The 18,628-nt window shown below is 62.5% G+C and carries 18 protein-coding genes; 4 read left to right on the top strand and 14 right to left on the bottom strand.

Going from position 1 to position 18,628, the window contains the following annotated elements; translation table 11 throughout:
* Positions 1–18 precede the first annotated feature (18 nt).
* The 4 genes from ACFFNA_RS04215 to fabA form a co-directional block, all read right to left on the bottom strand.
* Positions 19–1,563, bottom strand: coding sequence for a putative bifunctional diguanylate cyclase/phosphodiesterase (locus ACFFNA_RS04215; protein WP_111544678.1), 1,545 nt, complete (start codon positions 1,561–1,563; stop codon positions 19–21).
* A gap of 206 nt (positions 1,564–1,769) precedes the next feature.
* Positions 1,770–2,582 (bottom strand): enoyl-ACP reductase FabI, encoded by an 813-nt coding sequence (gene fabI, locus ACFFNA_RS04210; protein WP_378915839.1) that lies wholly within the window; start codon positions 2,580–2,582, stop codon positions 1,770–1,772.
* An 11-nt stretch (positions 2,583–2,593) separates the two neighbouring features.
* Positions 2,594–3,814 (bottom strand): beta-ketoacyl-ACP synthase I, encoded by a 1,221-nt coding sequence (fabB, locus tag ACFFNA_RS04205; protein WP_378915837.1) that lies wholly within the window; start codon positions 3,812–3,814, stop codon positions 2,594–2,596.
* A 38-nt stretch (positions 3,815–3,852) separates the two neighbouring features.
* Positions 3,853–4,371 carry a 3-hydroxyacyl-[acyl-carrier-protein] dehydratase FabA gene (fabA, locus tag ACFFNA_RS04200; RefSeq protein ID WP_111544675.1) on the bottom strand — a complete coding sequence of 173 codons (519 nt, stop codon included), beginning with the start codon at positions 4,369–4,371 and terminating at the stop codon, positions 3,853–3,855.
* Positions 4,372–4,614: 243 nt separating this feature from the next.
* On the opposite strand from fabA, the gene irrA reads away from it, so the two are divergent.
* Both irrA and ACFFNA_RS04190 read left to right on the top strand, forming a co-directional pair.
* The gene (gene irrA, locus ACFFNA_RS04195) at positions 4,615–5,046 is read left to right on the top strand and encodes an iron response transcriptional regulator IrrA (RefSeq protein ID WP_167458528.1); all 432 of its coding nucleotides are present in this window, start codon (positions 4,615–4,617) and stop codon (positions 5,044–5,046) included.
* Positions 5,047–5,110: 64 nt separating this feature from the next.
* Positions 5,111–5,470 carry a DUF4260 domain-containing protein gene (locus tag ACFFNA_RS04190; RefSeq protein ID WP_111544673.1) on the top strand — a complete coding sequence of 120 codons (360 nt, stop codon included), beginning with the start codon at positions 5,111–5,113 and terminating at the stop codon, positions 5,468–5,470.
* Positions 5,471–5,550: 80 nt separating this feature from the next.
* Here the strand turns inward: ACFFNA_RS04190 and ACFFNA_RS04185 are convergent, their stop codons facing one another.
* Positions 5,551–6,111 carry an SH3 domain-containing protein gene (locus tag ACFFNA_RS04185; protein ID WP_111545383.1) on the bottom strand — a complete coding sequence of 187 codons (561 nt, stop codon included), beginning with the start codon at positions 6,109–6,111 and terminating at the stop codon, positions 5,551–5,553.
* A 151-nt stretch (positions 6,112–6,262) separates the two neighbouring features.
* Here ACFFNA_RS04185 and ACFFNA_RS04180 point away from each other — a divergent pair, with 151 nt between their 5' ends.
* The gene (locus ACFFNA_RS04180; RefSeq protein ID WP_111544672.1) at positions 6,263–7,264 is read left to right on the top strand and encodes a 2-hydroxyacid dehydrogenase; all 1,002 of its coding nucleotides are present in this window, start codon (positions 6,263–6,265) and stop codon (positions 7,262–7,264) included.
* A gap of 151 nt (positions 7,265–7,415) precedes the next feature.
* Here ACFFNA_RS04180 and ACFFNA_RS04175 read toward each other — a convergent pair whose 3' ends face one another.
* The 9 genes from ACFFNA_RS04175 to ACFFNA_RS04135 form a co-directional block, all read right to left on the bottom strand.
* On the bottom strand, positions 7,416–7,904 hold the full coding sequence (locus ACFFNA_RS04175) for a GNAT family N-acetyltransferase (protein WP_378915832.1): 489 nt from the start codon (positions 7,902–7,904) through the stop codon (positions 7,416–7,418).
* Between the two features lie 4 nt (positions 7,905–7,908).
* Positions 7,909–8,664, bottom strand: coding sequence for a molybdopterin-synthase adenylyltransferase MoeB (locus ACFFNA_RS04170; protein ID WP_111544670.1), 756 nt, complete (start codon positions 8,662–8,664; stop codon positions 7,909–7,911).
* Positions 8,665–8,764: 100 nt separating this feature from the next.
* Complete coding sequence (gene recF, locus ACFFNA_RS04165; protein ID WP_111544669.1) at positions 8,765–9,904, bottom strand: DNA replication/repair protein RecF; 1,140 nt, start codon at positions 9,902–9,904, stop codon at positions 8,765–8,767.
* A 172-nt stretch (positions 9,905–10,076) separates the two neighbouring features.
* Complete coding sequence (dnaN, locus tag ACFFNA_RS04160; RefSeq protein ID WP_111544668.1) at positions 10,077–11,195, bottom strand: DNA polymerase III subunit beta; 1,119 nt, start codon at positions 11,193–11,195, stop codon at positions 10,077–10,079.
* Positions 11,196–11,500: 305 nt separating this feature from the next.
* The gene (gene dnaA, locus ACFFNA_RS04155) at positions 11,501–12,976 is read right to left on the bottom strand and encodes a chromosomal replication initiator protein DnaA (protein WP_378915827.1); all 1,476 of its coding nucleotides are present in this window, start codon (positions 12,974–12,976) and stop codon (positions 11,501–11,503) included.
* 920 nt (positions 12,977–13,896) lie between these two features.
* Complete coding sequence (rpsT, locus tag ACFFNA_RS04150) at positions 13,897–14,163, bottom strand: 30S ribosomal protein S20 (RefSeq protein ID WP_027039558.1); 267 nt, start codon at positions 14,161–14,163, stop codon at positions 13,897–13,899.
* 160 nt (positions 14,164–14,323) lie between these two features.
* Positions 14,324–15,097: an enoyl-CoA hydratase gene (locus tag ACFFNA_RS04145; RefSeq protein ID WP_378915824.1), complete on the bottom strand. Its 774-nt coding sequence runs from the start codon at positions 15,095–15,097 to the stop codon at positions 14,324–14,326.
* Between the two features lie 160 nt (positions 15,098–15,257).
* A complete protein-coding gene (gene mutM / locus ACFFNA_RS04140; RefSeq protein ID WP_378915822.1) occupies positions 15,258–16,148 on the bottom strand; it encodes a bifunctional DNA-formamidopyrimidine glycosylase/DNA-(apurinic or apyrimidinic site) lyase in 891 nt (296 codons plus the stop codon).
* The gene (locus ACFFNA_RS04135) at positions 16,141–17,382 is read right to left on the bottom strand and encodes a phosphopentomutase (RefSeq protein WP_378915820.1); all 1,242 of its coding nucleotides are present in this window, start codon (positions 17,380–17,382) and stop codon (positions 16,141–16,143) included. Before ACFFNA_RS04135 ends, mutM begins: the two co-directional genes overlap by 8 nt.
* A gap of 215 nt (positions 17,383–17,597) precedes the next feature.
* On the opposite strand from ACFFNA_RS04135, the gene ACFFNA_RS04130 reads away from it, so the two are divergent.
* A complete protein-coding gene (locus ACFFNA_RS04130) occupies positions 17,598–18,518 on the top strand; it encodes a phosphate/phosphite/phosphonate ABC transporter substrate-binding protein (protein ID WP_378915818.1) in 921 nt (306 codons plus the stop codon).
* The last annotated feature ends 110 nt before the right edge of the window (positions 18,519–18,628 follow it).

Here is an 18,628-nt window from a genome sequence, read left to right as displayed (position 1 = left end):
GCAGATGCGGCACCACGTTCAATGCAGATTGGCGACGCGCCGCGTCTCGTCGGTGACGTGAACGTCGCCAACCCTGAACTTGAGTGGCGCCGGCCTGCCGAACAGGTAGCCCTGCACCACTTCGCAGCCGGCTGCCCTCAGCAGCGTCGCCTGGCTTTCGGTCTCGACGCCTTCGGCGATGATGCTCACGCCAAGCGCGCGCGAAAGCCCGACAATGGTCGAAACGACCGCGCCGGAGCTGGAGTCCGTGTCGAGGCGGCTGACGAAGGAGCGGTCGATCTTCAGCTTGCCGAACGAGAAGTCGATCAGGTAGCTCAGATTGGAATAGCCGGTGCCGAAATCGTCGACGGCAACCGAGATGCCCATGTCTGCCAGCTGCTTCAGGATGGTGGCGGCGCGGTCGCGATCCTGCATCATTGCCGTCTCGGTCACTTCCAGTTCCAGCCGCGACGGCTTGATGCCGGTGCTCGTCATGGTGTCGCGCACGATACCGACGAAGTCCTTGGTCATGAACTGCACCGGCGAGATGTTGACGGCGACGAAGCAGTCGTCGGGTAGATGGCGGGCGTCGCTGCAGGCCTTGCGCAGCACCCATTCGCCGATCGGACCGATCATGCCGGTTTCCTCGGCGATCGGAATGAACTCCATCGGCGGGATCATGCCGCGTTCGGGATGCCGCCAGCGGATCAGCGCTTCATAACCGACGATGCGGCCGGTCGGGAGATCGAGCTGCGGCTGGTAGTGAAGGTCGAAGTCGCCGCGCTCGAAGGCAACGTGCAACTCGGACTCGACCCACTGGCGATGGTCGGCGACCCTGCCCATTTCAGCGTGGAAGACCGACCAGTTGCCGACGCCGCTGGCGCGCGCATTCTGCAGCGCCAGATTGGAGCGGCGCAGGATGAGGACGGGATCGACACCGTCCTTTGGCATTGCCACGATGCCCACCGACAGGCTGACCGATTGCAGGTGCGTGCTGAGCTCATAGGGCTCCATCATCTCGTCGATGAGCCTCTCGACGGCACTTTCCAGCGACCCCGACACCTGGTTGTCGGGGAGCAGAACGGCGAATTCACCGGCGCCGATTCGTCCGATTGCCACGCGTTGCGGCACGCAGGTCTTCAATCGCTTGGTGAAGGCACGGATCAACTCGTCGCCCTGACTGTAGCCGATAGCGTCGTTGATCTGTTTGAACCGATCGATGTCGATGTCGATGAGGAACATCGGCTCGCCCGTCCGGCTGGTCGCGCATGCCGCCTCGGCGATCTTGCCGACCATCGCCGGACGCGCCAGCAGGCCGGTCAGCTTGTCGAAATGGGTTTCGTTGAAGACGAAGTCCACCGATTCATCGACGCCGGCGAAGAAGGACATCGCGGCTACCGACGCCGCCAGTGCGCAAAGGGCAGCCAACATTGCGACCAGCATGTCCACCGATATGCCGGCAAAACCATCACCGAGACCGTGCTTCAGGCCCCAGAGTCCGAGGACGAAACTGCCGATACCCGAGCTTGCTATGGTGAGCAGTCGGAACACCGGCGTTCGCTTCGGGTTGCTGACGACAGGCATTGAAAGGTCCCCAGAGTACAGGGCTTTCTAGCGGATATGTCTTTAAAATGAGTTTCCGCGAATGCGTCCAATTTTATTGGACCGGAAGTATTTCTTGTGCGGACTAAAGCGTGTCGCGTTGAAACGGATTCGCTCGACGCACTTTAAGCTTGTGTTTTATGCATGTCGTCGTCCCAAAACCGCTGCGCACTTTTGGGCGCCATGCATTAGTCTCGCCCGCCGTCGGTCTGCTTCAATTCATCGAGCGTCGGCATGGAAACGATGTGATAGCCGGAATCGACATAATGGATTTCGCCGGTAACGCCCGAAGACAGATCGGACAACAGATAAAGCGCGGAACCGCCGACCTCATCGATGGTCACGGTGCGGCGCAGCGGCGAGTTGCGCTGCTGGTAGGAGAACATGTGGCGCGCATCGGAAATCCCGGCGCCGGCGAGCGTACGCACCGGTCCAGCCGATATGCCGTTCACCCGGATGCCGCGCGGACCGTAGTCGTTGGCGAGGTAACGCACACTGGCCTCCAGCCCGGCCTTGGCGACGCCCATGACATTGTAGTTCGGCATGACGCGGACCGAACCCGCATAGGTCAGCGTGATCATCGATCCGCCGTCCGGCATCAAGGCGGCGGCCTGGCGGGCGATCTCGGTGAAGGAGTAGCAGGAGATCACCATGGTGCGGATGAAATTGTCCCGGCTGGTATCGGCGTAGAGGCCCTTCAGTTCGTTCTTGTCGGAAAAGCCGATGGCGTGGACGACGAAATCAAGCCCGCCCCAGGCGTTGCCCAGGGTCTCGAATGTGGCGGCGACCGAAGCGCTGTCCTCGACGTCGCACGGCACGACCAGCGAGGCGCCGAGCTTGTCGGCGAGTGGCTTGACCCGGCGCCCGAAGGCGTCACCCTGATAGGTGAAGGCGAGCTCCGCCCCATGTTCGGACAATTTCCGGGCGATACCCCAGGCGATCGAATGATCGTTGGCGACACCCATGACAAGCCCGCGCTTGCCCTTCATCAATCCGTCCATGCAGGCAGTCCTTATGCGGAATAGCGCTGGAAAACGAGCGTTGCGTTGGTGCCACCGAAGCCGAACGAATTTGACAAAACAGTGTCGATCTTGGCGTTGTCGATGCGCTTTCGCACGATCGGCATACCCTCGAATTCGGGGTCGAGGGTCTCGATATGGGCGCTTTCGCCGATGAAACCGCCCTGCATCATCAGGATCGAGTAGATGGATTCCTGCACGCCGGCCGCGCCCAGCGAGTGGCCGGTCAGCGATTTCGTCGACGTGATGTACGGCATCTTTTCGCCGAACACCTCGCGGATCGCGCCCATTTCCTTGGAATCGCCCACCGGCGTCGACGTGCCATGGGTGTTGATGTAGTCGACCGGTGTGGAAATCGTCGCCAGGGCCTGGCGCATGCAGCGGACCGCGCCTTCGCCGGATGGCGCCACCATGTCGTAGCCGTCCGAGGTCGCGCCGTAGCCGACGATCTCGGCGTAGATCTTGGCGCCGCGCGCCTTGGCATGCTCCAGCTCTTCCAGCACCAGCACGCCGGCGCCGCCGGCGATGACGAAGCCGTCGCGATTGGCGTCATAGGCGCGCGAGGCGGCGGATGCCCGGTCGTTGAATTTCGACGACATGGCGCCCATGGCGTCAAACAGGTCCGACATCGTCCAGTCGAGGTCCTCATGGCCGCCGGCAAAGACCATGTCCTGCTTGCCCCACTGGATTAGTTCGTAGCCATTGCCGATGCAATGTGCCGAGGTCGAGCAGGCCGACGAGATCGAGTAGTTGACGCCGTGGATCTTGAACCAGGTGGCAAGCGTTGCCGATGCGGTCGACGACATTGCCTTTGGCACCGCGAACGGACCGATGCGCTTGGGACTGCCGTTCTTCAGCGTGATCTCTGCCGCTTCGACGATGGTGCTGGTGGATGGTCCGCCAGATCCCATGACGATGCCGGTGCGCTCATTGGTGATGTCGCTCTCGCCGAGGCCGGCATCCGCGATCGCCTGATCCATGGCGACGTGGTTCCAGGCGGCACCTTTCGACAGGAAGCGCATCGCGCGGCGATCGATCATCGCGGATGGATCGAGCGTCGGCGCTCCCCAGACCTGGCAGCGGAAGCCATGTTCGGCGAAGGAATCGGAGAAGCTGATGCCGGATCTGGCGTCATGCAGCGAGGTTTGCACCTCGTTGGCATTGTTGCCGATCGACGACACGATGCCGAGGCCTGTGACTACGACACGTCTCATTCGCAACTCCTTCCAGGGGGGCCGGCCGGGGTTCCCGGTCAGCCGACCGCCGACTGCTTGGACAGACCGACCTTCAAATCCGTTGCCGCGTATATGGGTTCGCCATCCGCCTTCAGCCAGCCATCGGCAATGCCGAGCACCAGCCGGCCGCGCATCACGCGCTTGAAGTCGATCCCATACTCGACCTTCTTCACCGAGGGCGTCACCATGCCCCTGAATTTTACCTCACCGGTCGACAGCGCCATTCCCTTGCCGGGTTCACCGAGCCAGCCGAGATAGAAGCCCGTCAATTGCCACATGGCGTCGAGGCCGAGGCACCCGGGCATGATCGGATTGCCGATGAAATGGCAGGCAAAGAACCACAGGTCCGGCTTGATGTCGAATTCCGCGCGGATGAAGCCCTTGTCGAAGGCGCCGCCCGTCTCGCTGATCTCGGTGATGCGGTCGAACATCAGCATGGGCGGATAGGGAAGCTGGGCATTGCCCGGTCCGAACAGTTCGCCGCGGGCGCAGGCCAGCAATTCGTCGTAGTCGTAGCTGGATTTCGAACCCGCCATCAATCTCGTCCCCATATCGTTCCGGGCTATCGGGCGCCCTTGTCGTTGGTTTCCTAACACAATCTGTTTCAGGCCGGAAACCGGCGTTTGCGCTTAACCTGCTCGTCTGCCTGGGTCAATGCGCGCTATTGATCGCATTCGGACGACAGAATATATGTCAGCAGGGGTCCGGGTTCGGCAGACGTTCATTTTTTTGCCATTCTGGGCGTGTCTTAGGGCGGAACTGTGGGGTTCGACAAGAAGATGGGCCTGGACGGTCGGAAGGAAAATGTCGCTGTGGACAAGCGGGTCCGTGAAGCCGGCCTGAGGCCGACACGCCAACGCATTGCGCTGGCCGACCTGCTTTTCGCCAAGGGCGACCGCCATCTGTCGGCCGAGGAACTGCACGAGGAGGCGGTCGCCGCCGGCGTGCCGGTGTCGCTGGCCACCGTCTACAATGCCCTTCACCAGTTCACCCAGGCAGGCCTGTTGCGCATCCTCGCCGTTGAGGGCGCGAAGACCTATTTCGACACCAACACCTCCGACCACCACCATTTCTACATCGAAGGCGAAAACCGCATATTCGACATCGACAGCGGTCCGGTGACGGTTGCCAACCTGCCGGAGCCGCCGGAGGGGATGGAGATCGCCAATGTCGACATCGTGGTGAGGCTGCGCCCCAAGCGCTGCGAATGACCGGCGAGGCCAGAATGATCGACCAGGCCGGAATAATCGGCCAGGCCAGAATAATCGGCAAGGGATGAAACCCCTCGACCTGACAATCCGGCTCGAATGGGCCATCGTTGCGGTGGCTGCCGTCGTCTTCTACGGTTCAACCGGCATGTCCTGGTGGCTCTTCGGATTGCTTATCCTGGCGCCTGACTTGTCGATGTTTGGCTATCTGGCCGGGCCGCGCGTCGGTGCCCTTGCCTACAACGCCCTGCATATCCTGATCGTGCCCGTGCTGCTGCTGCTTGCCGGTCATCTGTCCGGCAATGCGACCGCGACGGCGGTTGCATTGATCTGGATCGCCCACATCGCCATCGATCGTGCGCTGGGCTACGGCCTGAAGCTGCCAACCGGCTTTCAGGACACCCATCTCGGCCGTATCGGGCGCTAAGAGACTGTCTGGACGCTCTACTCTGGCGCCCGTCTGATGGCGGTTCCCGCGCCTCCGCGACCGCGAATAAGGTCAAAAGATCAGTTCTTGACCCGTTCACCGGGATAGGCGCCCCAGACAACCGACTGGGCGAGCCAGCCGGTGTGGCCATCGAACGTCATTTCACACCACTGGCCGTCGCAGGACTTGATCGTGCCCATGACGCCAGGCTCGACCATCGCGACCACCCTTGCGTCCTTTTCAGGGCTGTTGAGAAGGTTGACCTGGGCACCCTTGCCGCGCTGCCACGGGGCGACGATTGCCGTGCGCCGGCCGGAAAGCAGCGACTGGTTGATCCAGCCTTCCGAACCGTCGGCATCGCGTACGCGGCGCCATGTATCGAATTCCTGGATGATCTCCATAGGCAGGCCGGCCTTCATGTACATCCAGTCGACCGAGTAGTTGGCGCCGGGGCCGACGCGCGAGTTGACGCGGCCGGATTTCAGGCTGACGAATCGCGGCAGCGGCAGACCGCTCGGGCCGAGCGTGACGACGCTCTGGGCAGGTGCTGCCGCACTCTGCGCCGCGGCAAGCGGAGGATAAAGCAGAGCGCCGAGAAATGCTGCACTGAGGGTCAGGCGAAGCGACGCGAAACCAGACACTTTCATTCCTTTCGGCGCTTGCCTTGGCGCCCCTTTTTCTTTGTCTTCGGCGGCACCGCTTGTTACATGGGGTAATCGGCACCGCGACCGGCTTTCAGTTTCGCCGGTCTTGGTTAAAGAGGTCTCAACGAGATCGGGATACGAGGAAACAATGGCAGGCAAAAAGAAGCCTCTCGTGGTCATCACGCGAAAGCTGCCCGACCTGGTCGAGACCCGCATGCGCGAACTGTTCGATGCCCGGCTGAATGTCGAGGACAGGCCGATGACGCAACCGGAACTGGTTGCGGCGGTCAAGGAAGCCGACGTGCTGGTGCCGACGGTGACCGACCAGATCGATGCCGCGCTGATCGCCCAGGCCGGCGACAATCTCAAGCTGATCGCCAATTTCGGCAATGGCGTCGACAAGATCGATGTCGAGGCCGCGGCCAAGAAGGGCATCACCGTCACCAATACGCCCAATGTGCTGACCGAGGACACCGCCGATATGACCCTGGCGCTGATGCTGGCGGTGCCGCGGCGGCTGGTGGAAGGCGCCAACGTGCTCACCGGCGACAAGAAATGGGCCGGCTGGTCGCCGACCTGGATGCTTGGCCGGCGCATCTGGGGCAAGCGGCTCGGCATTGTCGGCATGGGGCGCATCGGCACCGCGGTCGCGAGGCGCGCCAAAGCCTTCGGTCTGTCGATCCACTACCACAACCGCCATCGCGTGCTGCCGGCCGTGGAAGACGGGCTGGAAGCGACCTATTGGGAAAGCCTCGACCAGATGCTGGCCCGCATGGACATCATTTCGGTCAATTGCCCGTCGACGCCGGCGACCTTCCATCTGCTTTCGGCGCGGCGGCTGGCGCTGCTGCAGCCCACGGCCTATGTCGTCAACACCGCGCGCGGCGACATCATCGACGAGGAAGCGCTGGTCAAGCTGATCCAGGACGGCAAGATCGCCGGCGCCGGCCTCGACGTCTACGAGCACGAGCCGGCACTGAACGCAAAGCTGCTGAAGCTCGCCGCCAAGGGCAAGGTCGTGCTTCTGCCGCATATGGGCTCGGCGACGCTCGAAGGCCGCATCGACATGGGCGAAAAGGTCATCATCAACATCCGCGCATTCGTCGACGGCCACCGTCCGCCGGATCGCGTGCTGCCGCTTAGAGTATGATCCCGAAAAGTGGAGACCGGTTTTCTCGGACAAACGGAAACCGTTTGTCTAGAGATCATGCTCAAACAAAGAGATAGAGCCCCATCCCGATTCCATCGGGATGGAATAGGCTCTAGAACCCGACGCCAGGCTTTCGAAAGAAAGACAAGGCTTACGCAAGGACCTTGCGCATGGTGATCGAGGTTGGCCGGATATAGCCCTCATGCGCCGTCCGTTCGGTCTCGTGAAAGCCGAAGCGGGCAAAGGCCGCATGGTTTCCGGTCAGTTCGATCCGCGTCTGAAGCTCGACCGCAGCCTTGCCTCGGCTGCGGGCAAGATCCTCGACCGCCTGCATCAACCGCCGGCCAATGCCTTGTCCCTGACAATCCGGCGCAACGGCGAGCTTGCCGACATAATATTCCGCCGTCCTTTCAAGGGCAAAACCGCAGCCGACGATCCTGTCACCGTTGAGCGCCACGAAGCCAATCTCACGCCGCGCCTTGTCGCGCAGAGTGTCGGCGGTCAGCAGGTGCGCCGAGGAGGGCGGGTCGATGACGCCGTCCATGCCGGCGAAGGCATCCGTGATCAATGCGAGCACATCGTCCCAGCGGTCGAAATCGGCTGGGATCCGCGTGATGGAGACAGCTTCTTTCCAGTTCACGGTGTCAGTTTCTCTTGTAGCGGATGGTGTCGAAGCGCGCGGCCAGCGCATCATAGAGCAGCAGCCGGCCAACCAGCGGCTCGCCGATGCCGGTGATCAGCTTGATCGCCTCCATCGCCTGCAGCGTGCCGACGACGCCGGTCAGCGCACCAAGCACACCGGCCTCGGCACAGGACGGCACCAGGCCAGGCGGCGGCGGTTCCGGAAACAGATCGCGATAGCCGGGGTTGGGCTTGCCGTCCTTGCCGTCTTCGAATGGCTTCAGCACGGTCACCGAGCCGTCGAAGCGTCCGACGGCGGCATGCACCAGCGGTTTCCTCTCGCTCGCGCAGGCGTCGGCCACCGCATAGCGGGTTTCGAAATTGTCGGAACCGTCGACGACGATGTCATAACGGGCGACGAGGGCAGGGGCATTGTCCGTGGTCAGCCGGAACGTGTGCGTCTCGACGATGGTGTTAGGATTGATGCGCTCGATTGCCGCCTTGGCACTACCGGTTTTCAGCATGCCGACAGTGTCGGTGCCGTGAATGACCTGGCGCTGCAGATTGGAAAGCGAAACGGTGTCATCGTCGATCACGCCGAGCGTGCCGACGCCGGCGGCGGCAAGATATTCGAGCACCGGCGCGCCCAGTCCGCCGGCGCCGATGACCAGAACCCGCGCCTGCTTCAGTCTCTGCTGGCCGGCGCCGCCGACCTCGGGCAGCACGATGTGGCGGGCATAGCGTTCGATCTCGTCGGCGGTCAGGGCGGCAGCGGTCATTGCCGGACCATATAGTGGCTGAAAAATCTTGTCAGGAGCTAATGCATGTCGCCCAAAAGTGCGAAGCGGTTTTGGGACAAGGACATGCATGAACAAAGATCTAGATCGTTGGCCCAACCGTGCCGTGGTCGACAGTCAGGAATTGCGCACGCCCCTTGAGACTGGAAAACAGCGCCGCATCGGTTCCGGTCATGAACGCCTGGCAGTTCAAGTCTTCGAGGATGGAAAACAGCGCCGCGCGCCGCCCGCCATCGAGATGCGCGGCAATTTCGTCGAGCAGCAGGATCGGTGTCATGCCTGACATCTCGCCGGTCAGCCGGGCGTGTGACAGGACGATGCCGACCAGTAGCGCCTTCTGCTCACCTGTGGAGCAGAGCTCGGCCGGCATTGCCTTGGGGCGGTGCCGAACCACCAGATCCGATCGGTGCGGTCCCTCGAGCGTGCGCCCGGCGGCGCGGTCGCGGTCACGGCCGTCGGCAAGCGTCCGACGGAACCGCTCCTCGACATCGACTGCCGGCGCGGCGGCAATCTCGGCCTCCAGGTCACCCGAAAGGCCGATATCGGCCTGCGGAAACGGTCCGGTGTCGGGCAGCCTGTCGATCATTGCGGCCAGCAGGCGCACCATCTCGGCGCGCGCGGCGGCGATCGCCACACCGGTTTCGGCCATTTGTGTCTCGATCGCCTCGAACCAACGGTCGTCCCGGGAACCTTCGGTAAGCAGTCGGTTACGGCCGCGCATCGCCTTCTCGTAGTCGATCGCGCGCTGGCCGTGGCCGGGATCGATCGCCAGCACCAGCCGATCGAGAAAGCGCCGGCGATCCGCGGCCGGTCCGGTGAACAACGCGTCCATCGCAGGTGTCAGCCACACCACGCGCAGCCATTCCAGCATGTCCTCGGCTGAACGCGCCGAAGCGCCGTTGATACGCACCCGCCTGCCGCCTTCGCCAGCACCGTCGCCACCCGAAATGCCCGTACCGATCTCGACCTGGCCGTCGGGCCCGTCGAGCCGCGCATGCAGGGCAAAGCCGCCGTCGCCGCCCTCGCGCGCCACATCCGCATAAGGCGCGCGGCGCAAACCGCGTCCCGGCGTCAGCAAGGAGATCGCTTCGAGGAGATTGGTCTTGCCGGCACCGTTGTCGCCGGAAAAAACCACAGCACCCGGCGCCAGGTCGATCACCAGCCCCGCGTAGTTGCGAAAATTAGTAAGTGTAAGCTTACTTATGTAAGTCTGTGCCGGCAACCGCTATCCGCCTATAGAGCGGTTCGTCGTTTCACGGAAACGCAGAACCGCTCTATCTCTTTGTTTTGATGCAATTCCGGACGGAAAACCGTTTCGCACTTTTCCTGGAATTGCTCTAGAAGTCGCCGCAACCATCGTTCTCGCTGCCGGTCCAGTCGCGAAGCCGGATTGGTTAGACCCGCATCGGCATCAGGACGTAGAGCGCGGTCTCGTCGGCCATGTCGTGGATCAGCGTCGGCGAACCGGCGTCGGCCAGCATGAACTTGGCCTCCGTGCCGGTCAGCTGCGCGGCAACGTCGAGCAGGTACTTGGCGTTGAAGCCGATCTCGATCGGATCGGACGAATAGTCGGCGGCCAGTTCCTCGGTGGCGCTGCCTGAATCCGGATTGTTGACCGCAAGCGTCACCTGACCCTCGCTGATCGAAAGCTTCACCGCGCGGCCGCGTTCGGAGGAGATGGTCGAGACGCGATCGACTGCGGCGGCGAAACTCTGGCGGTCGATGATCAGCCTCTTGTCGTTACCGGTCGGAATGACCCGCTGATAGTCCGGGAAGGTGCCGTCGATCAGCTTCGAGGTCAAAACCACGCTGCCGATGGTGAAGCGGATCTTGGTGTCCGACAGTTCGGTGGTGACCGCGACATCCGGATCGTCGACCAGCTTCTGCAGCTCGCTCACGGTCTTGCGCGGAATGATGATGCCCGGCATGCCCTCGGAACCCGCCGGCGCGTCGATCTCGGCGCGCGCCAGACGGTGGCCGTCGGTCGCCACCGAGCGCAGCTTCAGCTTGCCGCCGACCTCATGCGTGTGCAGGTAGATGCCGTTCAGATAATAGCGCGTCTCTTCGGTGGAGATGGCGAACTGGGTCTTCTCGATCAGGCCTTTCAGGGCAACCGAGTCGAGACGGAAGATATGCGAGAAGGATCCGGCCGAAAGCTCGGGGAAGTCGGATTGCGGCAGGCACTGGAGGCGGAAGCTCGAACGGCCGGACGTCACCGACATGGCGTTGCCGTCCTCGTCCGTCTTCAGCATCACCTCGGCGCCGTCGGCGAGCTTGCGCACGATGTCGTAGAGCAGATGTGCCGGAACCGTCGTCGCCCCGCCGCGCTCCACCTTGGCAGGCGTTGCTTCCGTCACCTCGAGGTCGAGATCGGTCGCCTTCATTTCGAGGCTGGCGCCCTCGGCGCTGAGCAGCACGTTGGACAGGATCGGTATGGTGTTGCGCCGCTCGACCACACGGTGGACGTGATTGAGCGACTTCAGGAGATTTGACCGTTCCAGGATAACACGCATGACGAAACAGGCTCGCTTGAATGAATGACGGGTCACCAGTGAGCGGCGCCCCGCGAAAGGTCTGAACAGGCTCAGAATCTGCGTAAACTGACAGGAAAAAACCAGCAAACGCAAGCCCGCGCCACCGGTTCGGGTCGGCTACGCGGGCTTTCTGGGGATAAAGGGCACGAAGTCCGCGAGCCGGTGTCGTAAAACCGAAATCCGGATCGCTTCCAGGCAACGCAGCGAGCCCATTCCGGGTTCAGGGCTGCACCCGCAAGCCATTGAATTCCGGTGCTGTTCCGGTTCGAGTTCCCCCGCGCCGGTCAGGCCTGGTCGTTGATCAACCGCCTCAAGAGCTCAAGTTCCTGTGCCAGCGTGTTGTCGTTGCCGGAAAGGTCCTCGATCTTGCGCACGGCGTGCAGCACAGTGGTGTGGTCGCGGCCGCCGAAACGCCGTCCGATCTCAGGCAGCGAGCGCGGCGTCATCACCTTCGACAGATACATGGCGACCTGCCGCGGCTTGACGATGGTGCGCGTGCGCCGGTTGGACAGCAACTCGGTTTTCGACACGTTGTAGTGGCGCGCGACGATGCGCTGGATGTCCTCGATGCGGACCCGCTTCGGCTCGCCGGTGCGATAGATGTGGCCGAGGATCTCGTCGATCCGGTCGATGGTGATCTGCGGTTCGAAGGACTGGCGGAACAGCAGCTGATTGAACGCCCCTTCCAGCTCGCGTCCGCTGCCGGTCACGGTGCGGGCGACGTGATTGAGGATCTCCTCCGAAATATTGAGCGATGCGTCATCGACCCTGGCGGTGGCAAGGCGCAGGTTGAGCATGCCAAGGCGCATGGCGAAATCGGGTGCCGACATTTCAAGCGCGACGCCGCCATTGAGGCGCGACCGGACTCGCGGTTCGAGCGATTCCAGTTCCGAAGGCGGCCGGTCGGCGGCAACGACGACTTGCTTTGCGCTGTCGAGCAACATGTTGATCAGGTGGCAGAATTCATGCTGGATCGACTTGCCCTGCAGGAACTGCATGTCGTCGATGATGAGCAGGTCGATGTCGCGCAGCTGTTCCTTGAGCGTCAGTGCATTGTTGTCGCGGATCGCGGTGGCAAAGCGCCACATGAAATACTCGGCCGTGAGATAGACGACGCGCGACTTGGGGTTCTGCTTCAGCGATTCCGCGGCGATTGCCTGCAACAGGTGTGTCTTGCCGAGCCCAACGGTTGCGTGAAGGAAAAGCGGATTGAAGCGCACCGCGCTCGATTGCGATTCCGCCACTGCCTTGGCGGCGGCGAAGGCCACCCGGTTCGACGGTCCCTCGATGAAGGAGCCGAATGTGTAGCGCGGATCGAGCGGCGAGCCGAGCACGTTGTGCCGGAATTCGCTCTCGACCGGTGTGCCCGGACGCGGAGCCGGTGCACGCTCTGTCCGGCCGGGGCTGACGGTGCCGGCGGCAAGCGCCGTCTGCGTCTGCCGCGTCATCTTGGCTCGTGCAGGGGCCACCTCCGGCTCGACCTGGCTGCGCCCCTGGCGCGTCGCCGTGCGCACGACGATCTCGATCTTGAGGAGATCGGGATCCTCCTGCTTCCACAGTTCTGAGATGAGGTCGAGATAGTGACCATTGATCCATGAGCGCAGGAAGGCGGTGGGCACCGAGATGCGGATGATGCCCTTGGAAGCCTCCGCGACCTTCATGCGGCCGAACCAGCTCGAATAGACTTCGGTTCCCAGGCGCGCCTTCAACTGGGTCTTGACCCGGTCGAATTTCTGTTCCGCGTCGCTGGACACCGCCATGTCGTTTGCTCCGATCAAAGTTCCAGGAAATGGGAGGTCGCCCGTAAGCTCCCTTTCGATGCCGCTCTGCATGATCTTTTCCTTGTCCTTCCGTACCTGTTTCCACCGGGGATGCGCCTCCTGCATCCGTGTTCCGGCAATTGCGTCTTCGCTACGGTGCCTGCTGCCGCCGCTGGCAGATGACATCGCCAATATCTGGGGGAACCGGTGCCGGCCCATGGAAGCCAGTCCGCGTTGGGTATGTCAGGGCAATACAACACGATCCGGCGAAAAGATCGCCGGCGCGCCGTCTACCTGCCATGTCTAGTTACGCCAGTCCCCTACCGTATCGAAAAAGACAAACCAAACCCGTCCACGGACTTGATCCGCGTCGCAAATCCCGCCAATTTAAGCTGGCCGTTTCAGGCTGGGTCAAGGGCCGGAGCCCCTCCCTTTCGACAGACCGACATTACCGAAATCGCTGTGGATAGGGCAAGGCCGGGACTAACCGATTTTTAAGGAATCTGGTTACTAGAGGCGGGTTCGAGTGGCATGCCGCAACGGCACATTTTAACAAAGCCATTGTGATTCAAACTCTTTTCCGGCGAATATGAAAAAGCCGGCACGGCACGAAATTTTCTGAAATAATTCACTTGACAGCTACTTGTCCCCCATCGCCCCGGCTCGATGTGAACAAGCTGTGGACGACTATCCGTAACTATCTGAATAATATAGATTATTTCTGAGGGTCGAGAATTTTTTAGCTGACTCTTTTCGAGCATGCCGACCATCGGCGGGCATGCATGTGCCGGCAAAGCATTTCGAACTGCGAAATCCGTGTTGTTCACCGTTTCCGAGTATTCTTTTTAAGTACTTGCCGGCAAACGAAAAAACCCGGCACAATCGGCCGGGTTCCAAGAACGTCAGTCCAGGAAGTGATGTCAGGCAGACAGAACCTTGACCCGCTGGGCCAGTCGCGACACCTTGCGCGACGCGGTGTTCTTGTGGATCACGCCCTTGGTTGCGGCGCGCATCAATTCCGGCTCCGCGATCTTGAAGGCCGCCTGTGCGGCAGCCTTGTCACCGGAGGCAAGTGCCTCTTCGACCTGGCGGATATAGGTGCGGACGCGCGAGCGACGGTTCTTGTTGACCGCCGCGCGGCGTACGATCTTGCGCGTTGCCTTTTTGGCCGAGGATGTATTGGCCATGATGCCTCTCTTCTGATCTGGTCGGCGCATGCGGGATGCCGCAGGGCGCAAAAAACAAACGGGCAGCCACGGGGCCGCCTCGGTTGGTGCGGCTTATAGTTCAGCTTTTCCGGCGCGTCAACGCCGCCTGGCCTTCTTTTTGGCGACCGTCGGACTGGCGTCAGCGGTTGCTGAAATTCGGCTTCCGCTTCTCGGCGAAGGCCGCCATGCCTTCCTTCTGGTCCTCGAGCGCGAACAGCGAGTGAAACAGCCGGCGCTCGAACCGCAATCCCTCGGCAAGCGTCGTCTCAAAGGCGCGGTTGACGGCCTCCTTTGCCATCATCACCGATGGCAGCGAGAAGTCGGCGATCCTGGCGGCCGCCTTCAGCGCCTCCTCGATGAGCTCGCCGGCAGGCACGACCCGCGACACCAGGCCCGAACGTTCGGCCTCGGCTGCATCCATCATCCGCCCGGTCAGGCACATGTCCATCGCCTTCGACTTGCCGACGAAGCGGGTCAGCCGTTGCGACCCGCCCATGCCTGGAATGACGCCGAGCGTGATTTCGGGTTGGCCGAACTTGGCCGTGTCGGCGGCAATGATGAAATCGCACATCATCGCCAGCTCGCAGCCGCCGCCCAGCGCATAGCCGGCCACCGCAGCGATGATCGGCTTCCGCGCCCGCGTAAACTCCTCCCAGCCGACGAAGAAGTCCTGCAGATAGGCATCCACATAGGAGATCGCCTGCATCTCCTTGATGTCGGCACCGGCGGCGAAAGCCTTTTCGGAACCGGTGATGACCGTGGCGCCGATGCCGGCATCGGCGCCGAAGCCGTTCACGGCTGCCACCAGTTCGGCCAGGATCTGGGAATTCAGCGCGTTGAGCGCCTGCGGCCTGTTCAGCGTGATCAGCCCGACCTTGCCGCGCGTTTCGGTGATGATCGTCTCATAGGCCATGACTTGCTTCTCCTCGCTCGCCCATCGTCCAGAGCGGCTCATCGTTTCACTGAACCGCAGAACCGCCCTATCTCTTTGTTTTGACGCAATTCCCTAAGGGAAAGCGCTATCCGCTTTTCCCGGGAAAACCGTTTCACACTTTTCCTGGAATTGCTCTAACTCACCGCTGACAGGTCCGGCAATAGAAGGTCGATCGGCCGCTCTGCACGACGCGCTCGATGTGGCCGCTACAGCCGGATTTCGAGCAAGGCTCGCCCTCACGGTCGTAGACGGCGAAGGAATGCTGGAAGTAGCCCAGCGACCCGTCGGTCTGCATATAGTCCCGGAGCGAGGACCCGCCGGCGGCGATCGCATCTGATATCACCGAGCGAATGGCTTCGGCGAGGCGTTCGCTTTGGGCCTGGGCCTTCTTCCCGGGCTTGGCGATCGTGCCCGCCTCGCGCAGCGGCGACAGGCTGGCGCGCCACAGCGCCTCCGACACATAGATGTTGCCGAGCCCGGCGATCAGTCTCTGGTCGAGAAGCGCTGCTTTCAGCGGCGATCGCCGTCCTTTCATCAATGAGGCAAGCAGCGCGCCGTCCAATGTATTGCCGGTTGGCTCGACGCCGAGCCCGGCCAGCATCGGATGGACGTCCGGCGGCCCTTCGGCAAACAACATGAAGCCGAAGCGGCGCGGATCGTTGAAGATCACGCGCGAACTGGCGCCGCCCGCAGATACGACATGGAAGACGACGTGGTCGTGGTTGGAGTTCTTCGAGCGGTCGTGCTGGAAGACGCCCGGCATGTCGCTGCCATCCGCCGTCTCGATGCGGAATGAGCCCGACATGCCGAGATGGCAGATCAGCACCGGACCGCCTTCAACGTCCATCGTCAGATATTTGGCCCGGCGGCCGAGCGCGGTGATCGTCTTGCCGGTCAGCCGCTGCGAGAATTTTTCGGGAAATGGAAAGCGCAGATCCGGTCGGCGCGCCTCGACACGGGTGATGGTGGCGCCTTCCAGAACCGGCTGCAGCCCACGCCGGACCGTTTCGACCTCCGGCAATTCAGGCATGGCCGCCAATCGCTGTATGGAAAGACGTGCCGTAACGGCCGCGCGCCAGCCCAAGATGCTCGGCCACCGTTTCACCGATGTCGGCGAATGTCGTTCTCAGCCCGATGTCGCCGCCCGTGAAGCCCGGTCCGGTGCCGATCACCGGAATGCGTTCACGCGTATGGTCGGTACCGCGCCAGGTCGGATCGTTGCCATGGTCGGCCGTCAGGATGAGAAGGTCGCCCTGCCGCAGCTTTGCGAACGCCTCCGGCAGTCGCCGGTCGAAGGCTTCAAGTGCCGCGGCGTAGCCGGCGACGTCGCGGCGATGCCCGAATTCGGTGTCGAAGTCGACGAAATTGGCGAAGACGAGGTCGCCGTCGCCGGCATCATCCATCGCGCCCAGCGCCTCGTCGAACATGGCCATGTTGCCCGCCGCCTTGCGGACTTGCGAAATTCCGCGATGGGCGAAGATGTCGCCGATCTTGCCGATGGCGATGACGCGGCTGCCACGCGCCGTCAGCCGGTCGAGCAGGGTCGGCTCCGGCGGCGGCACGGCGTAGTCATGGCGGTTGTAGGTTCGCTCGAAGGTCGCGGTGGTTTCCCCGACGAACGGCCGTGCGATCACCCGCCCGATCCTCAGCGGGTCAACCAGCCTGCGCACCACCTTGCAGAATTCATAAAGCCGCTCGAGGCCGAAATGGGCTTCATGCGCGGCAATTTGCAGAACCGAGTCGACCGACGTGTAGCAGATCGGCTTGCCGGTACGGATGTGCTCCTCGCCGAACCGCTCGATGATTTCGGTGCCCGGCGCATGACAATTGCCGAGAATGCCCGGCACCTTGCCCTCGCGGATGATCGCCTCGGTCAGCGCTGCCGGAAAGGCGGGAACCGTGTCCGGAAAATAGCCCCAGTCGAAGCGCACCGGCAGGCCGGCGATTTCCCAATGGCCCGACGGCGTGTCCTTGCCGCTCGAAACCTCTTGCGCCGCGCCGTGGAAGGCCGTGGTGAGCAGATCCGTCCCGCTGCTGGCGAAGCCCAGTCCCGTGGAGGTTTCGGCAGCCTTGCCAAGCCCGAGCGAGGCCATGTAGGGGACAAACAGCGGTCCGCTGCGAAGCCCTTCGCGATCCGCGCGGCCTTCGGCACAGGCTTCCGTGATGTGCGCGAATGTGTTGGCGCCGGCGTCGCCGTAGCGGTCGGCGTCGGCCGCCCCGCCGATGCCGAAGGAGTCCAGAACGAAGAGGAAAGCGCGCGCCATCGAATTGTTGCCAGTTTGAACGACCAGACATAGGGTTCCACGACTTCATTGGCAATTCGGAAACCAAACGGCAACGACCAGGCGTGATAGTCTGGTGCATGTCGCCCAAAAGTGCACGGCGGTTTTGGGACAACGACATGCACAATAAAGAATGCATGTCGCAACGATGCGCCGGGCATGGGCATGGATCGAGGAAAGCAAACGGCGGTTCTGTCATGAGGGTTGCCTTGAAGGCATATGCCGCTCTCATGCTGGTGCAGGGTGCGCTTTGGTCCAATCCGGCGCATGCCGACTGGCGCGATGATATCGGCACGTTTCGCATCGGCATTGTTGCCGAGCCAGGCGCCGGCAACACCGTTCCGGGGCTGGCCCAGTTGACCGACGCCTACACCAGGGCCCTGGGCATGAAGGTCGAGTTTGTCGTTGCCCGCGACTATGCCGCGCTGATCGAGGCGCAGGCCAATGCCCGCATCGAATACGCAATCTATTCGGCGACCGCCTATGCGACGGCGTCGCAACGCTGCGGATGTATCGAGCCGCTTGTGGCTCCGGTCGATTTTGACGGCGCGATCGGCATCCGCTCCGTTCTGCTGACGCGGGACGGCAAGCTGCCTGATCTGGCGGCAATGGAAAGCCATCGCATCGCCATGGCCCCTTCGGACAGCGTCGGCGGTTCTCTCTTGCCATTGGCGGCGTTGATGGCGGAAGGCCGCAAGATTGCGGAAGATGCACCGTTTCTGGTCCATGCCGATTCGGCTGCGGCGGCGGAGGAGATGCTGATCGATGGCAAGGCCGATGGCCTGTTCGGCTGGGTAACGGCCGCTGCCGCCAGCCAGCCGGAAGCATCGGGCACGCAGGCGAGGCTGGAAGCAGCGGGGCTTTCGGCAGTGGCACTTCGGGTCGTATGGACGTCGGGCCTGCTGAGATATGGTCCCCACGCCGTCCGCAGTGATCTCGACCCGGAAGCCAAGCGCCGGCTCACCGTGTTCCTCACCAATCTCAAGTCGACGACGCCAGACATCTACGAGCTTCTGGAATCGAAGCACTCCGGTGGCTTCGCTGTCGTGGCGCCAAAGGATTACGAGATGGCCGCTTCTGTCGTGCGCTTCGTCTCGGGCAGTGGGTCGCAGCGGTAACGCGACGCGCTTTGGGGTCAAAACCCAAATCACTCCGAACGGCCGAGTTCGACCCCTTGCGGAAGTACACTCACCGGTCGGGCTCACGCCCGGACCCGATGTTGCCTTTC

It is taken from the genome of Mesorhizobium kowhaii, from assembly GCF_042431665.1.
Classification (GTDB): domain Bacteria; phylum Pseudomonadota; class Alphaproteobacteria; order Rhizobiales; family Rhizobiaceae; genus Mesorhizobium; species Mesorhizobium kowhaii.
This window is presented reverse-complemented; position numbering and strand designations above follow the sequence as displayed.